The 17,507-nt window shown below is 41.1% G+C and carries 10 protein-coding genes and 1 pseudogene; 4 read left to right on the forward strand and 7 right to left on the reverse strand.

Going from position 1 to position 17,507, the window contains the following annotated elements:
- Nucleotides 1–88 precede the first annotated feature (88 nt).
- Nucleotides 89–937: pseudogene (locus FTT87_RS13885) on the forward strand (alpha/beta fold hydrolase).
- 223 nt (nucleotides 938–1,160) lie between these two features.
- Here the strand turns inward: FTT87_RS13885 and FTT87_RS13890 are convergent.
- The 4 genes from FTT87_RS13890 to FTT87_RS13905 all read right to left on the reverse strand — a co-directional run bounded on the left by FTT87_RS13890 (nucleotide 1,161) and on the right by FTT87_RS13905 (nucleotide 6,366).
- Complete coding sequence (locus FTT87_RS13890) at nucleotides 1,161–2,300, reverse strand: diguanylate cyclase (RefSeq protein ID WP_180043745.1); 1,140 nt, start codon at nucleotides 2,298–2,300, stop codon at nucleotides 1,161–1,163.
- A 355-nt stretch (nucleotides 2,301–2,655) separates the two neighbouring features.
- Nucleotides 2,656–5,295, reverse strand: a complete 2,640-nt coding sequence (locus FTT87_RS13895) for a bifunctional aconitate hydratase 2/2-methylisocitrate dehydratase (RefSeq protein ID WP_086197300.1) — start codon at nucleotides 5,293–5,295, stop codon at nucleotides 2,656–2,658.
- A gap of 296 nt (nucleotides 5,296–5,591) precedes the next feature.
- A complete protein-coding gene (locus FTT87_RS13900) occupies nucleotides 5,592–5,864 on the reverse strand; it encodes a hypothetical protein (protein ID WP_180043747.1) in 273 nt (90 codons plus the stop codon).
- Nucleotides 5,865–6,006: 142 nt separating this feature from the next.
- Nucleotides 6,007–6,366 carry a hypothetical protein gene (locus FTT87_RS13905; RefSeq protein ID WP_166169877.1) on the reverse strand — a complete coding sequence of 120 codons (360 nt, stop codon included), beginning with the start codon at nucleotides 6,364–6,366 and terminating at the stop codon, nucleotides 6,007–6,009.
- Between the two features lie 444 nt (nucleotides 6,367–6,810).
- Between FTT87_RS13905 and FTT87_RS13910 the strand changes: the two genes are divergently transcribed.
- Nucleotides 6,811–7,020: a cold-shock protein gene (locus tag FTT87_RS13910; RefSeq protein ID WP_086175076.1), complete on the forward strand. Its 210-nt coding sequence runs from the start codon at nucleotides 6,811–6,813 to the stop codon at nucleotides 7,018–7,020.
- 486 nt (nucleotides 7,021–7,506) lie between these two features.
- Here FTT87_RS13910 and FTT87_RS13915 read toward each other — a convergent pair whose 3' ends face one another.
- The 3 genes from FTT87_RS13915 to FTT87_RS13925 form a co-directional block, all read right to left on the reverse strand.
- On the reverse strand, nucleotides 7,507–7,707 hold the full coding sequence (locus tag FTT87_RS13915) for a hypothetical protein (RefSeq protein ID WP_086197297.1): 201 nt from the start codon (nucleotides 7,705–7,707) through the stop codon (nucleotides 7,507–7,509).
- A 257-nt stretch (nucleotides 7,708–7,964) separates the two neighbouring features.
- On the reverse strand, nucleotides 7,965–12,479 hold the full coding sequence (locus FTT87_RS13920) for a translocation/assembly module TamB domain-containing protein (protein ID WP_180044461.1): 4,515 nt from the start codon (nucleotides 12,477–12,479) through the stop codon (nucleotides 7,965–7,967).
- Between the two features lie 38 nt (nucleotides 12,480–12,517).
- Nucleotides 12,518–15,247 carry an autotransporter assembly complex family protein gene (locus tag FTT87_RS13925; protein WP_180175018.1) on the reverse strand — a complete coding sequence of 910 codons (2,730 nt, stop codon included), beginning with the start codon at nucleotides 15,245–15,247 and terminating at the stop codon, nucleotides 12,518–12,520.
- A gap of 177 nt (nucleotides 15,248–15,424) precedes the next feature.
- Between FTT87_RS13925 and FTT87_RS13930 the strand changes: the two genes are divergently transcribed.
- Together FTT87_RS13930 and coq7 are read left to right on the forward strand one after the other, a co-directional pair.
- The gene (locus FTT87_RS13930) at nucleotides 15,425–16,747 is read left to right on the forward strand and encodes an MFS transporter (protein WP_180175019.1); all 1,323 of its coding nucleotides are present in this window, start codon (nucleotides 15,425–15,427) and stop codon (nucleotides 16,745–16,747) included.
- 4 nt (nucleotides 16,748–16,751) lie between these two features.
- The gene (gene coq7 / locus FTT87_RS13935) at nucleotides 16,752–17,387 is read left to right on the forward strand and encodes a 2-polyprenyl-3-methyl-6-methoxy-1,4-benzoquinone monooxygenase (RefSeq protein ID WP_086197293.1); all 636 of its coding nucleotides are present in this window, start codon (nucleotides 16,752–16,754) and stop codon (nucleotides 17,385–17,387) included.
- Nucleotides 17,388–17,507: the final 120 nt, after the last annotated feature.

The raw sequence follows: 17,507 nt of genomic DNA on the forward strand, positions 1-17,507 counted from the left end.
GTATTTGGATTGTCACTGCTTGCTCCAAAGTTAACATGTTGAGCAGTCCAAAATGACCGCTATATTAACCAAGGGGGTCAGTTTTTAAATGCCATTAGGGGGTCATTTTTACACTGCCGCTAACATTAGCGGCCGCTTTTATGCAGCCAGCGCTACGCAAAAAAAGAATTACCCCGTCCTCATCTGTCCAGCAACCGGGATTACCCAGAATTTTTATCATGCTTTTGCAGAATGGTTAATCACACAAGGCTATGAGGTTTTGAGTTTCGATTTCCGCGGAATTGGTCGTTCTTTACATGGTCCGCTTAGTCAATCTGAAGCCAGCATTATAGATTGGGGTAAACTGGATATTCCCGCTGCAATAGAAACCTTGTTATATAAAACTCAAGCCGATCAGGTCATTTTAGTTGGTCACAGTGCTGGCGGTCAGCTTTTGGGTATTGTGCCTAATCATGAAAAAGTAGCCAAAGTTGTTGCGGTTTCAGGTTCAACCGGGCATGTTAAAGGCTTAAAGGGCCGCACCAAATTGCTGGCTTCTGTCATGTTTAATGTCCTTTTTCCATTGGCTCGCATCACCAAAGGTTATGCTCCAACTCAAGCAATTGGAATGGGAGAAAATCTACCTAAAGATGTCACCAAACAATAGGCACAATTTTGTCGTAAACCGGGTTATGTGATCAATGCGATTGGCAAAAGCGTGTTTGAAGATTATCACACTCAAATTAGCTGCCCGATTACGGTACTGTGGTCATCGGATGATGAAATTGCAACGGAAGCCAACGTAAAGGATTTATTACGCCTGTACCCGAATGCCGATACTCAAATGATTGAGCTAAAACCAAAAAGCTACGGACATAAAACGATTGGTCATATGCTGATGTTTAAGAAGTCTCATCAAAATTTATGGTCGGTGATTGAAAAAGAACTCTTGGCTTAAGCATTTATACATCGCCAATTTTAGAAAATTATGTTCTAATACAATTAGTTTGAGATGAGCCTCTTACAGTATATAAGCTTAGATCTTATATACGACTAGCCCCTAACCATGGGGCTTTTTAATGTCTGAAATTTATTACTTGTATATTATGGACAAAAATAATGGCGTTCTATAATTTTTTATTTAATTCAAAATCCGGACATTAAAGGTAAATCTAATTTTTTTAATTAAAACATACCCGGTTTCGTCCACTATTTTTGGCTTCATATAAATGCTTATCTGCTATTTCCAAGGCACTCATAAACTGAGATTCAGTTTCTATTTTAGCCGCTCCAAAACTTGCAGTAATTTTAATGTCATGAATAAAAATTTGATCTTCAACCTTTTTACGTAAACGCTCAACTAAAACCCATGAAGCCTCCTCATTTGGACTTTGCAGCAAGATAATAAATTCTTCCCCACCAAACCGCCCAACAATATCACCTTCCCGAATATTAAATCTGCATATATCGGCAAATGCGTATAAAATTTTATCTCCCACAACATGTCCCCATGTATCATTTATATTCTTAAAATTATCAATATCACACATCACAAGATAAACTTCACCATATTGTTTTTTCTCAAACAGGTCTTTGGTTTTTTCCAGGAAGCCATTCCGGTTATACAATTTGGTTAAAGGATCTCTCAACCGCTCTTCATTAAGGCTAGTAAACATTTCTTTTACAGCTACGGCCGAGAGAATAATGGCAAACCACAGACTGATAAAAACATTTATAGAAATCAGCATCATCCACCAAGTTGTGGTCGCCACGGTCATATGTTGCAGTTCTTGAAGATACACAATGACTATTAAAGCTCTAATAAAGGCATAGATAACGACGAAAAAATAACTCAAACACAAAAGTTTTTCTAAAGCATAGGTTTTCTTAAATAAAACATATACTTTTGGTAGGGCTAAAGCTTCCAGGCATAAAATCACCACACTAACTATGACCACTCGTGACCATAAATTCTCATCGATATAGGTGAAATATAGAAGTAAAGTTATACCCGCAATAATAAGGCCAGAAGAGATCCATCTATTTAATTTTGCATTAGCTTTTAAGAACATTCCATGTACGACTGCCCAAACCCCACCTATATACAGAATTGCAAACCAAGGCGCTGTTAGCCGTAGTTGTGTATTTGTCATCAATGTCTGTGTAGCGAATGCTACAGATAACAGAATACAACCAACTCCCATCCACATTAAATACTTGGGTGCTTTAAACCTTAAATATGCAACAATAAAGGCCGTACCAATCAGAATTAAGCAAATTGGGTAAATCAACAAGAAATAGTGAGTAGCTGGTAGATTCACGGACTTGAACAACCACTAGAACTGTGTAGTTTTTATTCTAAATTGTTTAGCTAAACTTATTCAATAAATATTTATTTTTAATAAGAAAATATTAATTGATTATTTTTAAAAACTGAGTCATTTTTTAAATGCTCTTTTCATATTCCATCTCAACAAAATATTCGCACTTTTATTTGATATTTAAAGTCATTGTTCTATTAGAGTGCTTGGAAATATTACTTTTCAGCAAAGATCAGACGTTTGTATAAATTCATTGAGGCTTTTAAAAAGTCCAGAATACCAACTCTCTATACTTGTCATTACTCCAAAAAATAAGGGCTGATAAATCAGCCCTTATTTTCAACTACTTATTCAATCAAGACAATTGAGCAGCAGCAATTTTCTTGGTATCGATGTCTTTAGCAGCATCTGTATACTCGCCCATCTTGTCGAAGTTCAAGTATTGATAGATGTCAGCAGACATGCTGTCAATTTGAGCTGCATATTGTTGATATTCTTCTGGAGTTGGTAATTTACCAAGTACAGCAGCAACAGATGCAAGTTCAGCAGAAGCTAAGTAAACGTTAGCGCCTTGACCTAAACGGTTCGGGAAGTTACGAGTAGAAGTCGATACACAAGTTGTGTTCGGAGCTACACGTGCTTGGTTACCCATACATAATGAACAGCCTGGCATTTCAGTACGAGCGCCAGCTTTACCATAAATGTTATAGAAACCTTCTTCCATCAATTGGTGCTCGTCCATACGAGTTGGCGGAGCCAACCATAAACGAGTAGACAATACGCCACCAGGTACTTTATCAAGTAATTTACCAGCAGCACGGAAGTGACCGATATTCGTCATACATGAACCAACGAATACTTCGTCAATCTTAACGCCTTGAACGTCAGAAAGAAGTTTAGCGTCATCTGGATCGTTCGGGCAGCAAAGAACAGGTTCAGTGATTGTAGCTAGGTCGATTTCATACACTTTAGTGTATTCAGCGTCAGCATCAGCTTTAAGAAGTGATGGATTCGCCAACCATTTTTCCATGTTCTCAACACGACGAGCCATAGTACGCGCATCGCCATAACCTTGAGAAATCATCCATTTCAACATCGTGATGTTAGAACGGAGGTATTCAGCAACTTTCTCTTCAGAAAGCGTAATTGAACAACCAGCAGCAGAACGTTCAGCAGAAGCATCAGAAAGTTCGAATGCTTGTTCTACTGTTAATTCAGTTTCCATTTCAGTCAGGTCGATTTCTAGGATACGACCAGAGAAAATGTTTTTCTTACCTTTTTTCTCAACAGTAAGATCGCCTTCTTGGATCGCACGGTAAGGAATCGCATGTACAAGGTCACGTAGAGTGATACCAGGCTGCATTTTACCTTTGAATTTCACAAGAACAGATTCAGGCATGTCTAGTGGCATAACACCAGTCGCTGCAGCGAACGCTACAAGACCAGAACCTGCTGGGAATGAAATACCGATTGGGAAACGAGTATGTGAGTCACCACCAGTACCAACGGTATCTGGAAGAAGCATACGGTTTAACCAAGAGTGAATAATACCGTCACCTGGACGTAATGAAACACCACCACGGTTCATGATGAAATCAGGAAGCGTGTGTTGCATTTGTACGTCAACTGGTTTTGGATACGCAGCTGTGTGACAGAAAGATTGCATTACCAGGTCAGCAGAGAAGCCCAAGCAAGCCAAGTCTTTCAATTCGTCACGAGTCATCGGACCAGTTGTATCTTGAGAACCAACAGTTGTCATCTTAGGTTCGCAGTAAGTACCTGGACGAACACCTTGACCTTCTGGAAGACCACAAGCGCGACCTACCATTTTTTGAGCTTGAGTGAAGCCTTTACCAGTATTCTCAGGTTGAACTGGTGTACGGAATAAAGTTGAAGGTGCAAGACCTAAAGCTTCACGCGCTTTACCAGTCAAACCACGACCAATGATCAGGTTGATACGGCCACCAGCACGTACTTCATCTAACAACACTGGAGTTTTAAGCTCAGACTCGGCAATTTGAGCGCCATCTTTGAATGCAGTTACTTTAGCAGCAGCATGGTCGATTTTAAGTGTGATCTCGTCGCCCATGTTCATGTTGGTAACGTCAATCTCGACTGGTAACGCACCAGCATCTTCCATTGTGTTGAAGAAGATCGGAGCAATTTTACCACCTAAGCAGTAACCACCGTCTTTTTTGTTCGGGATGTGAGCAATTTCGTCACCAAAGAACCAAAGAACAGAGTTAGTTGCAGATTTACGAGAAGAACCTGTACCAACTACGTCGCCTACGTAAGCAACTTGGTTGCCTTTCGCAACAAGTTCTTTAATTTGGCTTAATGGACCAACTTCACCTGGTTTTTCAGGATTGATGCCATCACGTTCGTTTTTCAACATCGCATTTGCATGTAATGGGATGTCCGGACGGCTCCAAGCATCTTGAGCTGGAGACAAGTCATCAGTGTTAGTTTCACCAGTAACTTTGAATACAGTTAATTTGATTTCTTCTGGAACGTCTTTACGGCTAGTGAACCATTCAGCATCAGCCCAAGACTGCATAACAGCTTGTGCATTTGCATTGCCCGCTTTCGCTTTGTCAGCTACGTCATGGAATGCATCAAATACAAGAAGAGTTTTTTTCAATGCATCAGCAGCTAAACCTGATAATTCTGCATTGTCTAAAAGTTCAACTAAAGGCGCAACGTTATAACCACCAAGCATAGTACCCAGTAAGTAAACCGCACGTTCTTTAGAAACTAATGGCGAAGTCGCTTCACCTTTTGCCACAGCAGCTAAGAAAGCAGCTTTAACATAAGCAGCTTGGTCAACACCTGCTGGAACACGATTTTCAAGCAAGTCAACTAAAAATGCTTCTTCTCCAGCTGGTGGATTTTTTAATAGCTCAACCAAGTCAGCTGTTTGAGCATCGTCAAGTGGCTTCGGTGGGACTCCGAGTGCGGCACGTTCTGCAACGTGTTGGCGGTAAGCTTCTAGCACAGTGTTATTCCTCTTTTTTAAAAAATTATTTACGAATTCCAGCTTATGCAAAGCTTCGCAAATAATATGGACTGCTAAATTTTACTAAAATTCCAGTTAAAAGTTAATGCAACTACAGTGTTTCTTTGTGATGCCCATTATTTTATAGCTAAATAATGGGCATATCGATTACACAATAAGCAAATCCTTCACTTTTAAAGCTTTTTAATGATGAAAAAAGTTACTTTTAATGGAACATTCAACACAAAAAAGACAACTCCATGTTGCCTGTTTTGCTTCTATAAAAATATTCAACCTTAGTGGACAGTGGTGACTGTTAAATATTGAGCTAATTCTGCACGATTCCCGGTAAATTTAACTGCACATTCATCTTCAAACAGGCCTTGATATTGATTACTGGCGAATGAAATATCAACTAAATAACGAGGATAATGCTGATCTGCCAACTTTCTGCGCAGAAACACTTTATCTCCCACACTCAGGACATAATTTGCACCACCAATAATTGCTACACCGTGCTCATCTTCCAAGAGCAAATCTTCATGATGTAAGTAGCCAATCACATCCATATTTCTACTCCAGTCATTATAATTCTTGATTTCATTATTCAATAACAAGATAAGCTTTTCTATATTTTTACTTAAGCAAATGTGACAATTTATTTTTTAATTTGCTTAGGCTATTTTATGCATCAATATAAAAAACCGTTCATTAGAACGGTTTGTAATTTGGCATTTTGTCATGCGGCGTGGCGATACATTTTTCAGTAATTTTCTGCTTGAACTGATTACGGCTTGCTTCCGGATCTTTATTAATTTCATCTATAGGAAATGCATAGACCTGTTCAATAATATCCAGAATAAAGGTTTTGGTGATTTCATCTTCAATCTTGTTGGCGTGTTCTATAGCGGCCTCTTTGGTAATGGTATTTTGACGATCATACATAATATTGTTTGCCGCATTACCCATACTCGTACAATAGCCTTTCCACTGCTCTTCAGGTGTTAGCGGCTTCTTTTCAGCACAGCCCACCAAGGCAACCAATGCCATCAAAGTGAATAACTTTTTCATCAATATTCTCCTATTGCCCCCTATCATAATCAAAGTTCATGAAAATACGAAATCATCAAAACAAGATATCCCCAAAAATCATGAGCAAACTAAAATCAAGTACATAAAAATAAGCTCTATTTTAAGTTCATGGTTTTAAAAAAGACTTTGAATTGATTTTTTTATTTTTAACTGATCTTTAAGTTATTAATTTAATTAAATATAATTATTAAGTTACAAATTTAAGCTATAAAATGCAGCAATAGGTAGCTATTCATTTGCATAATTTCAAACATAACTGTATGCTTAAAGCCAACTAGAAAAATAGTTTGCTCTGGTAAATCTTCTTGTATTTCGCAGTTTTAGTCATAATCCTTCGTTTTTCAGATTTAAAGTTCCATTCTTATTTTCAAGTTAAATTATCTGGCTTTTCAATAAGCTAAAAACATTTTTAAGGATTTTATTATGTCTAATACTGTAAAAGGTACTGTTAAGTGGTTTAACGAAACTAAAGGTTTTGGTTTTATTCAACAAGAAAATGGCCCTGACGTTTTCGCTCATTTCAGCGAAATCACTGGTAATGGCTTCAAAACTTTGGCTGAAGGCCAACAAGTTGAATTCAGCATCGCTCAAGGTCAAAAAGGCCCGAATGCTGTAAACATCGTAGCACTATAATTTAAAAATCACGCTTGCCGACTGCAAGTATGATTTAAAAAAGCGAGAGTTAAACTCTCGCTTTTTTTTGAGCTTTATAAAACGTTTATGCTCTACTCTACATTATGGTGTTTTATTGCATCATTAATCTATCCGCGTTCAATAGCCACCAATTTTTTAGCTGTAGATTGCTTTTCGTTAGATTAAGTAAAATGGCTCATTAACGAAGTGGAGCAGTAAACGGACTTTTCAATCATGACAATAACCATCGTGTAAATTGCCTGCTAAAGCATAGCCCTGACAACTCCCCCATTTGATTAAGTGGCTCATGACTGGGCTGGATTAATCTAATTTTTATCGAAGCGCTACAACGGATAAAAACAGGACACTATGCTGTATATTGCTCATGATATTAATGAAACCAGAATAAAAATGATGTGGAAATATGTTTGCATTCATGTCCCAATCATGAACAATGATGAGCCCATGATTGAATTGGGCTTTTCTTTACTCTTCAACTTCAATCGGATCGCCATCTTCAGGTCGTATATGACGAGTTCCATCATCTGCAGGGTCAACACTTGAGCCATCTTTAGTAATGGCGTTGTACATTTCATCCTCTTTCTTATCGTCGATAAATTCTTCATCTTCGAAATCTTGAGGCTCATTATCATCGTCAAAATCTAAAGGCTTTTCTTCATCTATCATGACAATCCATCACTAGTTTGATCAATCAAATATCATGCTCAAACATTCGACAGTGTTATTCAATAGTGAACTATCCTTATTTGTGTAACTGATGATGAGATATTTTGTTGTAGCTAAAACCACAAACGCAACACTTGTCTTTAATTCCGTAATGATGTAACAAGCTGTATATGGTCTACACTGCTAAAAATAATGCAAACCGATGTTGATAAAATTTTAAATATAACAAATAGTTGAGAATTTATATTCTCAAGCCATTAGAAGCGCCAGTTATAGAACACGTCTATCGCACGTTCTAGCGATTGGCTCGCTTCCAGATACAAGCGTTTATTCATTTGATAACGCAAGGTCAATTTATTCACCGGTGTAAATACCCCTACACCATAACGGATGAACAGATCCGGTGTAATATAACCTGTCACACTGACCTGAGTATCGTCTCCCGTTCCCTGTGCATCCAGCGCCAGACCACTCAGACCAAAAGTACGTCCAATCTGGTTGGTGAGAGCGCGTGTACCGCCTAAGCCCATACTGATTCCGGCAGCAGCAATGGTATTATTGACATCGGACTTAAAGCCCGCTTCCTGACTGATACCACTGGCACCTTCATTAATACGGCCGGTAATGATGGCATTTAAGGCTTCTTGTTCAGACAATCCGGCATCGTTATAGACCTGAATATTCGGACTGGTTGCTGTACCTGTTACACGCACCCCAACCAGACTACCCTGTACGGTCTTATTGGCATCGATATCCAGGGTCGGGTTATATAAAGGACCATTAAAACGTGCAATCGCACGATTCAAATCTAGGCTTTGTCCATAGGCTTCAATTTTTACCCGTTGACTGACCCCAATTGCACCATTAGCACGCATGGCGGTTTCAAGTCCGCGTTGTGAAAGATACAAACGTCCGGCCAGTGGAATACGACTATCAAAGCCCTGGAAAATCACCTGATTACCTAAATTAACCATGACATCGGCACGGATATCCCAAGGACGGGCTGCCCTTAATATTGCAAGCTGGTCTTGTCCTTCACGCACAATTCGTACATCTGAAGATACATTGATTACCGGTGCGGAAGCTTCAGGCATCGAAATTAAGGCACGTGGTACATCCACCTTACCGTTTAAGCTTAATTTCTTCTTAAACGGCAGCACATCTAAAGACAAATCCGGCGTAACTACGGCGGTAATTAACGGCGCCTGACGCATAAGCAGATTTTCACCTTTTAAATGCAACTGAATGCGGGGATCATCTTTCCAATTTACACTACCAGTCAATGCACCTGCACCTTGACCACTATTAAATGCACCGTTAATGGTAGCGTGATCCTGGCGAATGGAAGAATAGACCTGAATATTGGTTAAATTCACCGGCAAGGAAATCATGCTGATCGCACCATCTTTCAGGCGCATTTCACCATTCAGCAAAGGCTGCGTTAAAGTACCGCTAATTTTTCCGGCAAAAGACAAGTTGCCCGCCAGGGAACGGACATCTCGCATAAACGGTTTAAAGACTTTCAATTGTACCTGATCGAAGGCGATCTCACCGCGCATCGGCATCCTGTCTTTATAAGGGTCGATAATGACATTGGCATAACCGGTACCAATTTCAGGGGTTTTAACATCTAAACGAACCTGTAAACCCGCAGCAATACTTTTTGCCACCACAGCAATTTCATTATATTTAAGTGTAGAACCCATATCTTGTGGATCTTCAGCTGCCAGCCCAATCACGCCATTACGGCTAACCAGTCTGGCATCAATTTTTGGCTTGCTGCCTTGTGCCCAGGCTGCTTTGGTATAACCATTGACCTTACCGGTAATTTCCAGACCTTCTGGCATAAAGGCAGCAAAGTCATTTAAATCGACATTTCGGGTAATAAATGAAACATTACCTCTAGTTTTACTGACCCGAATCGGTTGGTCAAAACACAACTGGCTTTGTTGACTCGACCAGCAATGTGCTCCGACAAATAATTCGCTTTTGGCAGAACTGTAAATCACCGAGGCATTTTGACGTTGTACCAAACGTGCACGCAAGGAGTCAAAATCACCTTTCTGGATTTGTCCCAACCAGTCATTCTGTGCATTAAAACCACCGGCCAATTGCACATAAAATTTAGACAGTCTGTTTTGTGCCTGTACTTTCAGGATATGGGCCTTACGCGTTCCGGCCAGTGAAATTTCACCCTGCTGAATCTCACGCCTACCACTACGCAAGTTTTCCATTTTGGCAGTCATCAAGGTCGGGGTCGACTCAGAAGTCGGCAGCTCGCCTTGTACACGTAATTTTTTAACACTGAATAACTGGTTAAAACCGAAATCGTCTACCGCCAGATTGGCCGTCGCTTGCAGGCGTGGTTGTGATTGCACATTTAAATAGCCATAAGCACGGCCACGAAGTCCACTGTATATTTCATACAAGGCCGGTGCATTGATTTTCAGTCTTAAGTTCTGGGCATTACCAGTAGCCTGAACCTGATTTTTTGCATAAGAAAGATACAAGTTGTTCGCTTCAAACTGTTGTGGCAGGAAGCCTTTTTGATTTGAATTAATCACCATCGCTAGATTTCCTGTTCCGCGAACAGGTTTATTGTTGATGATACCGGCTATATTCAGTTTCTGGATATTAATACGTTTTAAGCTGTCTGACCAAACCCCTTCAGTTTTCACGTTACCGGATAATTCACCGCGCACAGACGAGACAAAATAATGCGGTTTAAAACGTACTAAAGAGGCATTGATATTCCAGCCCAAACCATTTTTAAGATAGACCAGACCACTGGCATAAATTTTTCCGGCAATACCTGAATGTTTCAGTTCATCGACTTTAACCAGTTCAGGTGTACCGGAGATCTTGAACTTGAGCATGCCTTCGCTGGCCGGAATTTGACTGGCATTGAGTGCGCCATCATAGTTGACGGCAAAACTTTTAAATGCACCACCCGCTTTTTGGGTATTAAATAAAAGGGCGATGGTGCTACGACCAGTTAAGCGTACTGTTTCGTTATTATTTTGCTGCGCCAGGCGCCCGGTTAAATTAATCGCATTCAAATGAATAATCTGCTGATTCGGTTTGGCAAAACCATTGGCTTTTACCTGACCATTAAGCAAATTCACCGGTGCAGCTGCTGCAACAGTTTGCGGATTAAAATCTTTGGCATTGAGAATGGCATTCCATTTAAATTGACGTTTTTTGGTCGGAAAATCTACTTTAGCACTACCGCTTAAACTGCTTTTACCTGCCACATAACTAAAACTCGGGATATTCAAGTCATTATTTTTGAAATTAAGCTGGGCGGTATACAGACCTTCAGGCAACACACCCTTATCATTTTGGGTGACCGCTGTAGCGACATGAATATCCTGCTTGCCTTCAACCAGCGCCAATTTGACATCGCCCGATTTACTGCTTAACCAGCCTACATAAGGCACGGCACGATCAATATTTTGCCAAGCCACATTCAGCAGCATCGGATTGAGTTTTTTGCCTTTTTGTTCGGCCTGATCGAGCTTTAGATTCCATGTTTCATAACGGTCAAAATCTACCAATGCGGTTAAATGCAGACCATTTTGCAAACGGCCTTTAGAGGCAATTTTGGCATCCAGAGTTGGCGGTAGAAAGTCTTGGATGATTTGCGGAATCAGTTTATCTTTGGGATTAATTTTATCGACACGGCCATTCATGTCCCAGGTGACATGATCTTTCCAGCTCACCACGCCTGCAACATTCACCGCACCACTCATCAACTGACCATTTAAATTGCTAATGTCGAGCTGATGTACCAAGTCGGTATGCATACTGCCGTTATATTGACCTTGCGGAATATTTTTACCGCTTAAATCTGTAATGGCATCGATATTTAAACGCTGAATATCACCATTAAATTTAGCCACGCCATTTTTGGTATATAGCTCTTGTTCCTTCAGCAATGGCCAATGATATTTTTTAAAATTTAACTCGCCAAACATCGGCACATGTTTGCGTACCGGATGCAGTACCACCCAACCGGTTAACAGGTCTGGGGTATTGGTCGCTACACCGGCCTGAATCGTATCTAAAGATCCAGTTGCAACTACTTTAATATCATGAATATTTAGATTTTTATGCAGTGCAGGTATGTTCAGATCACCCACAGCATGTAAAGGGTATTTCCCTTCAAACTTCATGTTGCCCGTAGCATTTTTCACCGAAAGATAGCCCATATCCATTCGGGAATCTTCGAACTTCAGTTCAGTACCTGACCAAAGTGCGTCATTCAGGTGAATATCGTGAAACTTTACACTTGCCGAAGCAGTCTTAATCAGCAGATGATCGACATCTGCAGTGTCTAGACGCAAAACAAAGGGCAAACGGATTTCATTAAATTTAAATGGTTTATCACTCGGTGGATGTTTGGTGATAATTTGCAGATTACGTACATCGGCACGATTTAGATGAATTTCTTTTTTAAGAATGGCACGCCAGCCCAGAGTGACATCTGCTCGGTCAATCTTCACGTCTACAGGTTTGAGCGTGACCAAAATATTTTTTAGGATAATACCGCTGAGCAGATTGCCGCCTTCATATTCATAATGAATAATTTGCTGACGCTCTAAAACACGGTCCAGTAAAAACTTGCTGCCTTTATCGGTACTAAACATCACGGCGAAAGAAGCAATCAGCAACACAAACACGATAAGTAATGTGAATAGCACACTCCTTAAAATACGACGCTTTTTCGGTCTAGGTGTTTCCGTTTCCGGTTGCTGTTCTACTTCAGCCATAATACTCTCTAAAAACTAAGATTTATAAAAACCAGTATTTATAATTGTGAACCAATAAAGAAATGCAGACGTATTGGATGATTGTCATCAGAAATACCTGAAGCAACATCTATACGAATAGGGCCAATTGGCGATGCCCAACGCAGCCCCAAGCCCATACTGTATGCAGTAGGCGTATTGAAATCTTTATCATAAGCATTGCCGACATCGCTAAAAATGGCTGCACGCCAACCTTCTTTAAATTGATAGTTATATTCAAGTGATCCCACAGCCAGAGCCTGACCACCGATTTTAAATCCATTTTCTTCCGGCGATAGACTTTTATAGTCAAAACCGCGTACTGTCTGATCACCACCAGTAAAGTAACGCAGGTTATAAGGCACCTTGCTAAAATCTTGAGTCAAGATATAACCCAAATCGCCACGCCCGACAAACTGGTGACTATCATTTTCACCCAATGAATAAATAAAACGCCAGCCTGCATTGAGAATGGCCATATCAGCATCAGACAATAATGACTCACTGCCAAGTTCGACCTTATAGGTCTGCTTAAAGCCTTTACCCGGATTGACCCGTTTATCGCTGGTCGCAAGTGATGCCTCATAACCCAACAATAAAGATTGCTGCTGGTCATTGGCATTGGCAATAAAGGCATCCGGAATTTCATTGGTATTAATGGTTCCCTGTTGGGTAATCTGATCCAAACGATAACGGAGACCAAAAGTATGTTGCCAGCTACCACGCGGTCTTTTAATAATTCTGTCAGCACCAGCCACAGCAGATTCAATCTTCAGGCTATTCCCCTGTGCCACGTCATCACGTTCTTCACGTTCATAACCGCCAACGATACTGATGTAGTCATTGATAGGATCGTGATAGGGAATATTATAACGTCCATCGATAGACTGGCGAATTTGCGACACTTCCATGTTGGCATCAAAAGAATGTCCACGGCGGTTGACGATGGCACGGCGGTACTGAGCACGTAATCGTGCTCCTGTATCGGAACCATAACCTGCCCCCAGTTCTGCACTATTTAAACGATCAGCATTTAAAGTCACGATCACTGGAACTTTCTTCTCTTCACGTGCCTGAATTTTTAAACGCTCTTCTTCAGATTGTTTGGTTTCCTGCTGTGCACGCATCTGACGAAGATTTTCATCCCCTTCAGTTTCCTCTTGACCCGCAAACTGGGTTTCATCGGCTACAGATTGGGTGACTTCTTTAGCGGAAGCGACCCGTTTTTTATCCTGAACGCTAGCCTCACTTTCAGATATTTTTTGCTGATCGACCAAAGCCTGAATATCGGGCGGCAGTTCCAGCGCTTTCTCAACTGGATCTGGATGTATTGCATCCACCAGAGTGTAATTAAAATAACGCGAGTTGGTGAGGTTATTGGCTAAACCATTGACACGCCAGAAAGTATAATCGGCACCATCCTCCCAGGAAACCATGCTTTGCAGAACATCCATATCAATTGGAAATGGCTGTGACGGATCACTCATGCGGAATTCGACTGGGCCTAACTTGTAGCGTTCGCCCGTTTCATAGCGCAGGTTCACATCGACAGTATTTTGTGGCTGGGCTACTTTTACATCATGCAGGCGCCAATAGCTGTCAAAGTAACCGTTGTTGGTTGCGGCATCGCTAATACGGTTTTTGGTTTCCTCATATAGACCATGGTTGAAAATATCCCCTACATCCTGATCGGGCAAAAGCCGGATCACCTGGAACTGGGGCTGATTTTCTCCTGCACCGCTAAATTCAATATTCTGTGCTTTAATCTGTACCGGTGCATTTGTCGTTACTCTGACCCGAACACGACTTTCACTGAGTTTCTCGAATTTAAATTCGGCATTATAAAAGCCGACGGCTTGTGCAGCCTGATTTGACAATGTCCTCAGCTGCGGCAATGCTGAGGGGAAATCACTAAAAGATTCCCGGGTAAAACTGGAAAGTTTAGCTCTGATATTTTCTTTCAGATTTTCCATAGCCTGTGCATAAGCTTTGGCTGAAACGTCGCTACTATTTGGTGTAGGGACAATAATCACATCGGCACTGATACGATCCAGCTTGGCAGTATTCAATTGACGCGGCGGGCGTATTTTATATAACCAGCGTTTAAAGAAATTCGGTTCTTCAATTTCATCAGTGGGGGCCAGTTCAGGTAAAGTTTTACCGGCTGCATTGGCTTCAACCACAATCTGGCTGTCTGCCTCAATATTCGACATCAACTGATCGATATTTACCGGTGCCTGATTAATTTCAACCAACTCTTGTTGTGTGGCATCAGAAACCGCTACCTCTGTGCCCTGACCGGCACGATATTGCTGGGCTTCTCGTTTCGCCTCTTCAGCAACCCGAAAAATTTCATTTGCCATTTCTGCATTGACAGGGGTTATCGGCAGTTCTTCCAGATCCTCAAATTCAATCGGCTTGAATTCTTCCAGAGGCTGGGTTGCCTGTTCTTGCTGCTCCAGCATTTGCAGGCTATCAGATTCAGTCGGGGTTTGCTGAATGTTGTCTGGTTTTTCCAGTTCTGCACGGCTGCCCACACCCTCCTGCTGAATAGCTTCATTTTTGAGTTGTTGCTGAAATTCTGCTTCAGTGATGGTGCTATTTGGCTGAGTCACTTGTGCAAAACCCTGTTGAGCCATTAACATGAGTAAGATACTGAGTCCGAATCGTTTATGCTCATTGTTCCACTGTAAAATGGAATTGACGCTTAAAGTAAGCGTCGTCTTTTTAAAATTCAGTTTCGAAAGCATAAAAAACTCTAAACTCATATAATATTTGTAATGGAAATGCCCAATGAAAGCTCGCTAACAAACTCAAATCTATTGGAATTTTCACTAAAGTATAGGTTAAAAACATCATACATGATTTTTATAGTGTTTTACCAAATGCTCACATTTCTTAATAAAACTTAATGAAGTCCACAAACCATGGAAAAAAATGAACATCTCTTAGGCACACGCCGGTTTTTACCGATGTTTGTCACTCAATTTTTTGGTGCCCTGAATGACAACGTGTATAAACAAGCCTTATTACTGGTCATTACCTATGGTTGGATTAACCAGCAAACTGCCAACGTAAGCACACTGAATAACCTTGCAGCCTTGTTGTTTATTTTACCCTATTTCATTTTCTCTGCCACAGCCGGACAGATTGCCGACAAATACGAACGTTCACAACTTGTACGGGGCATCAAGATTCTCGAAATCGTGATTATGCTGATTGGCTCGGCGGGTTTTTTACTCGGTCATTTGTGGCTTTTATTAGTGGCTTTATTTTTAATGGGTACTCACTCGACTTTCTTCGGACCAATCAAATATGCCATTTTGCCAGAAATTTTAAAGCCCAATGAATTGATGTCCGGAAATGCCTTATTTCAGTCAGGAACTTCAATTGCCATTTTAGTCGGGATGATTTTAGGCGGTGCGGTCATTTCTGCCTCGGACGGCAATTTGTTGTGGATCAGCTTAACGATTGTGACGATTGCCTTGCTGGGATATTTTTCCAGTCGTTTTGTCTTAAAACAAAAGGTGACTTCACCAGACGTACACATTGACTGGAACTTTTTTAGAACCAGCTTTCAAACCCTGGGTTATGCCAAAAGTTTACCAATCGTGTTCCTGATTTTACTCGGCAATTCCTGGTACTGGTTTTATGGCGCGACCTATCTCACCCAAATTCCGCAGCTAACTCAACAAAACCTGCACGCCTCTGAAAATGTAGTCAGCCTGCTATTAACGTTCTTCTCTGTCGGGATTGGCATTGGTTCGTTATTGTGCCGCAGAATTGGTGGTACAGAAGTCAATTTGAAAATGGTTCCGATAGGAGCGATTGGCTTAACCGTGTTTGCTTTTTATCTGGCAGCGAGTTTGGCTTTTGTACCGGAACGTAGCGGTGAATTGCTCAGCTTGAAAGATGTCTTTACCCAAGGCTGGAGTTATTACCATGTCATGCTTGCTGTGACATTACTTGGGATTAGTGGCGGTTTTTATATCGTACCGCTTTATGCCATGATGCAGGCTTTTTCGCCGCCATCACATCGCGCACGTGTAGTTGCTGCAAACAACATTCTCAATGCCGTATTCATGGTATCCTCTGCAATATTCTCCATTATCATCTTAAGTGTACTTAAGATTGATATTAAAATACTTTTTAGTATCACAGCGATTCTAAGCGCCATTTTCACTACATGGCTCTTGTTTAAGCTCAAGCCCATGCTTGCAGCACAGCAACAAGATGCTTTAGAGGATTAATTTTATGCGCCAATATACCGGTATTGACAAATTTATTCATTCATTTGACCAGGCACTACGCAGCCTGGTTCCGGGCACAACCTCTGCGCACCGTGAAAACCCGGGGAATGAGGTTGAAACCAAACTCGGTGTCAGTGAAGCACGCCATGTGGCCGGTTTAATGCGGGTCAATCATAGTGGTGAAGTGTGTGCCCAAGCGCTTTATCATGGTCAGGCATTAACAGCCAAACTCCCGAATGTACGCCGTGAAATGGAACAGGCTGCAATTGAAGAACAGGATCATTTGGCCTGGTGTGAAGACCGCTTAAAGGAACTGGATAGCCACACCAGTTTGCTGAATCCAGTGTGGTATGGCCTGTCTTTTGGCATGGGTGCGATTGCCGGTATCGCCGGCGACAAATACAGCCTGGGTTTTGTGGCAGAAACAGAACGTCAGGTGAGCTTGCATTTACAGCATCATATCAGCCAGTTGCCTGAACAGGATGAACGTTCACGTAAAATACTGGTGCAAATGAATGAAGATGAATTACATCATCGTGACACGGCACTGAAGGCTGGCGGTGTAGATTTGCCAGTACCGGTCCGTATTACCATGACCGCTATTTCTAAACTGATGACCAAGACCAGTTATTATATTTAACCCGAATTACGGATAAGAAAACCGCTTGAAAAAAAGATGGTTAGAGCCATTTAGAAAGTTACTACACAAACCAAAGACTCTAACCACCATGTTTGATTTTACAGAAATCTTCTGTGTTAT

This window comes from Acinetobacter sp. YH01022 (assembly GCF_013420235.1).
Lineage (GTDB): Bacteria > Pseudomonadota > Gammaproteobacteria > Pseudomonadales > Moraxellaceae > Acinetobacter.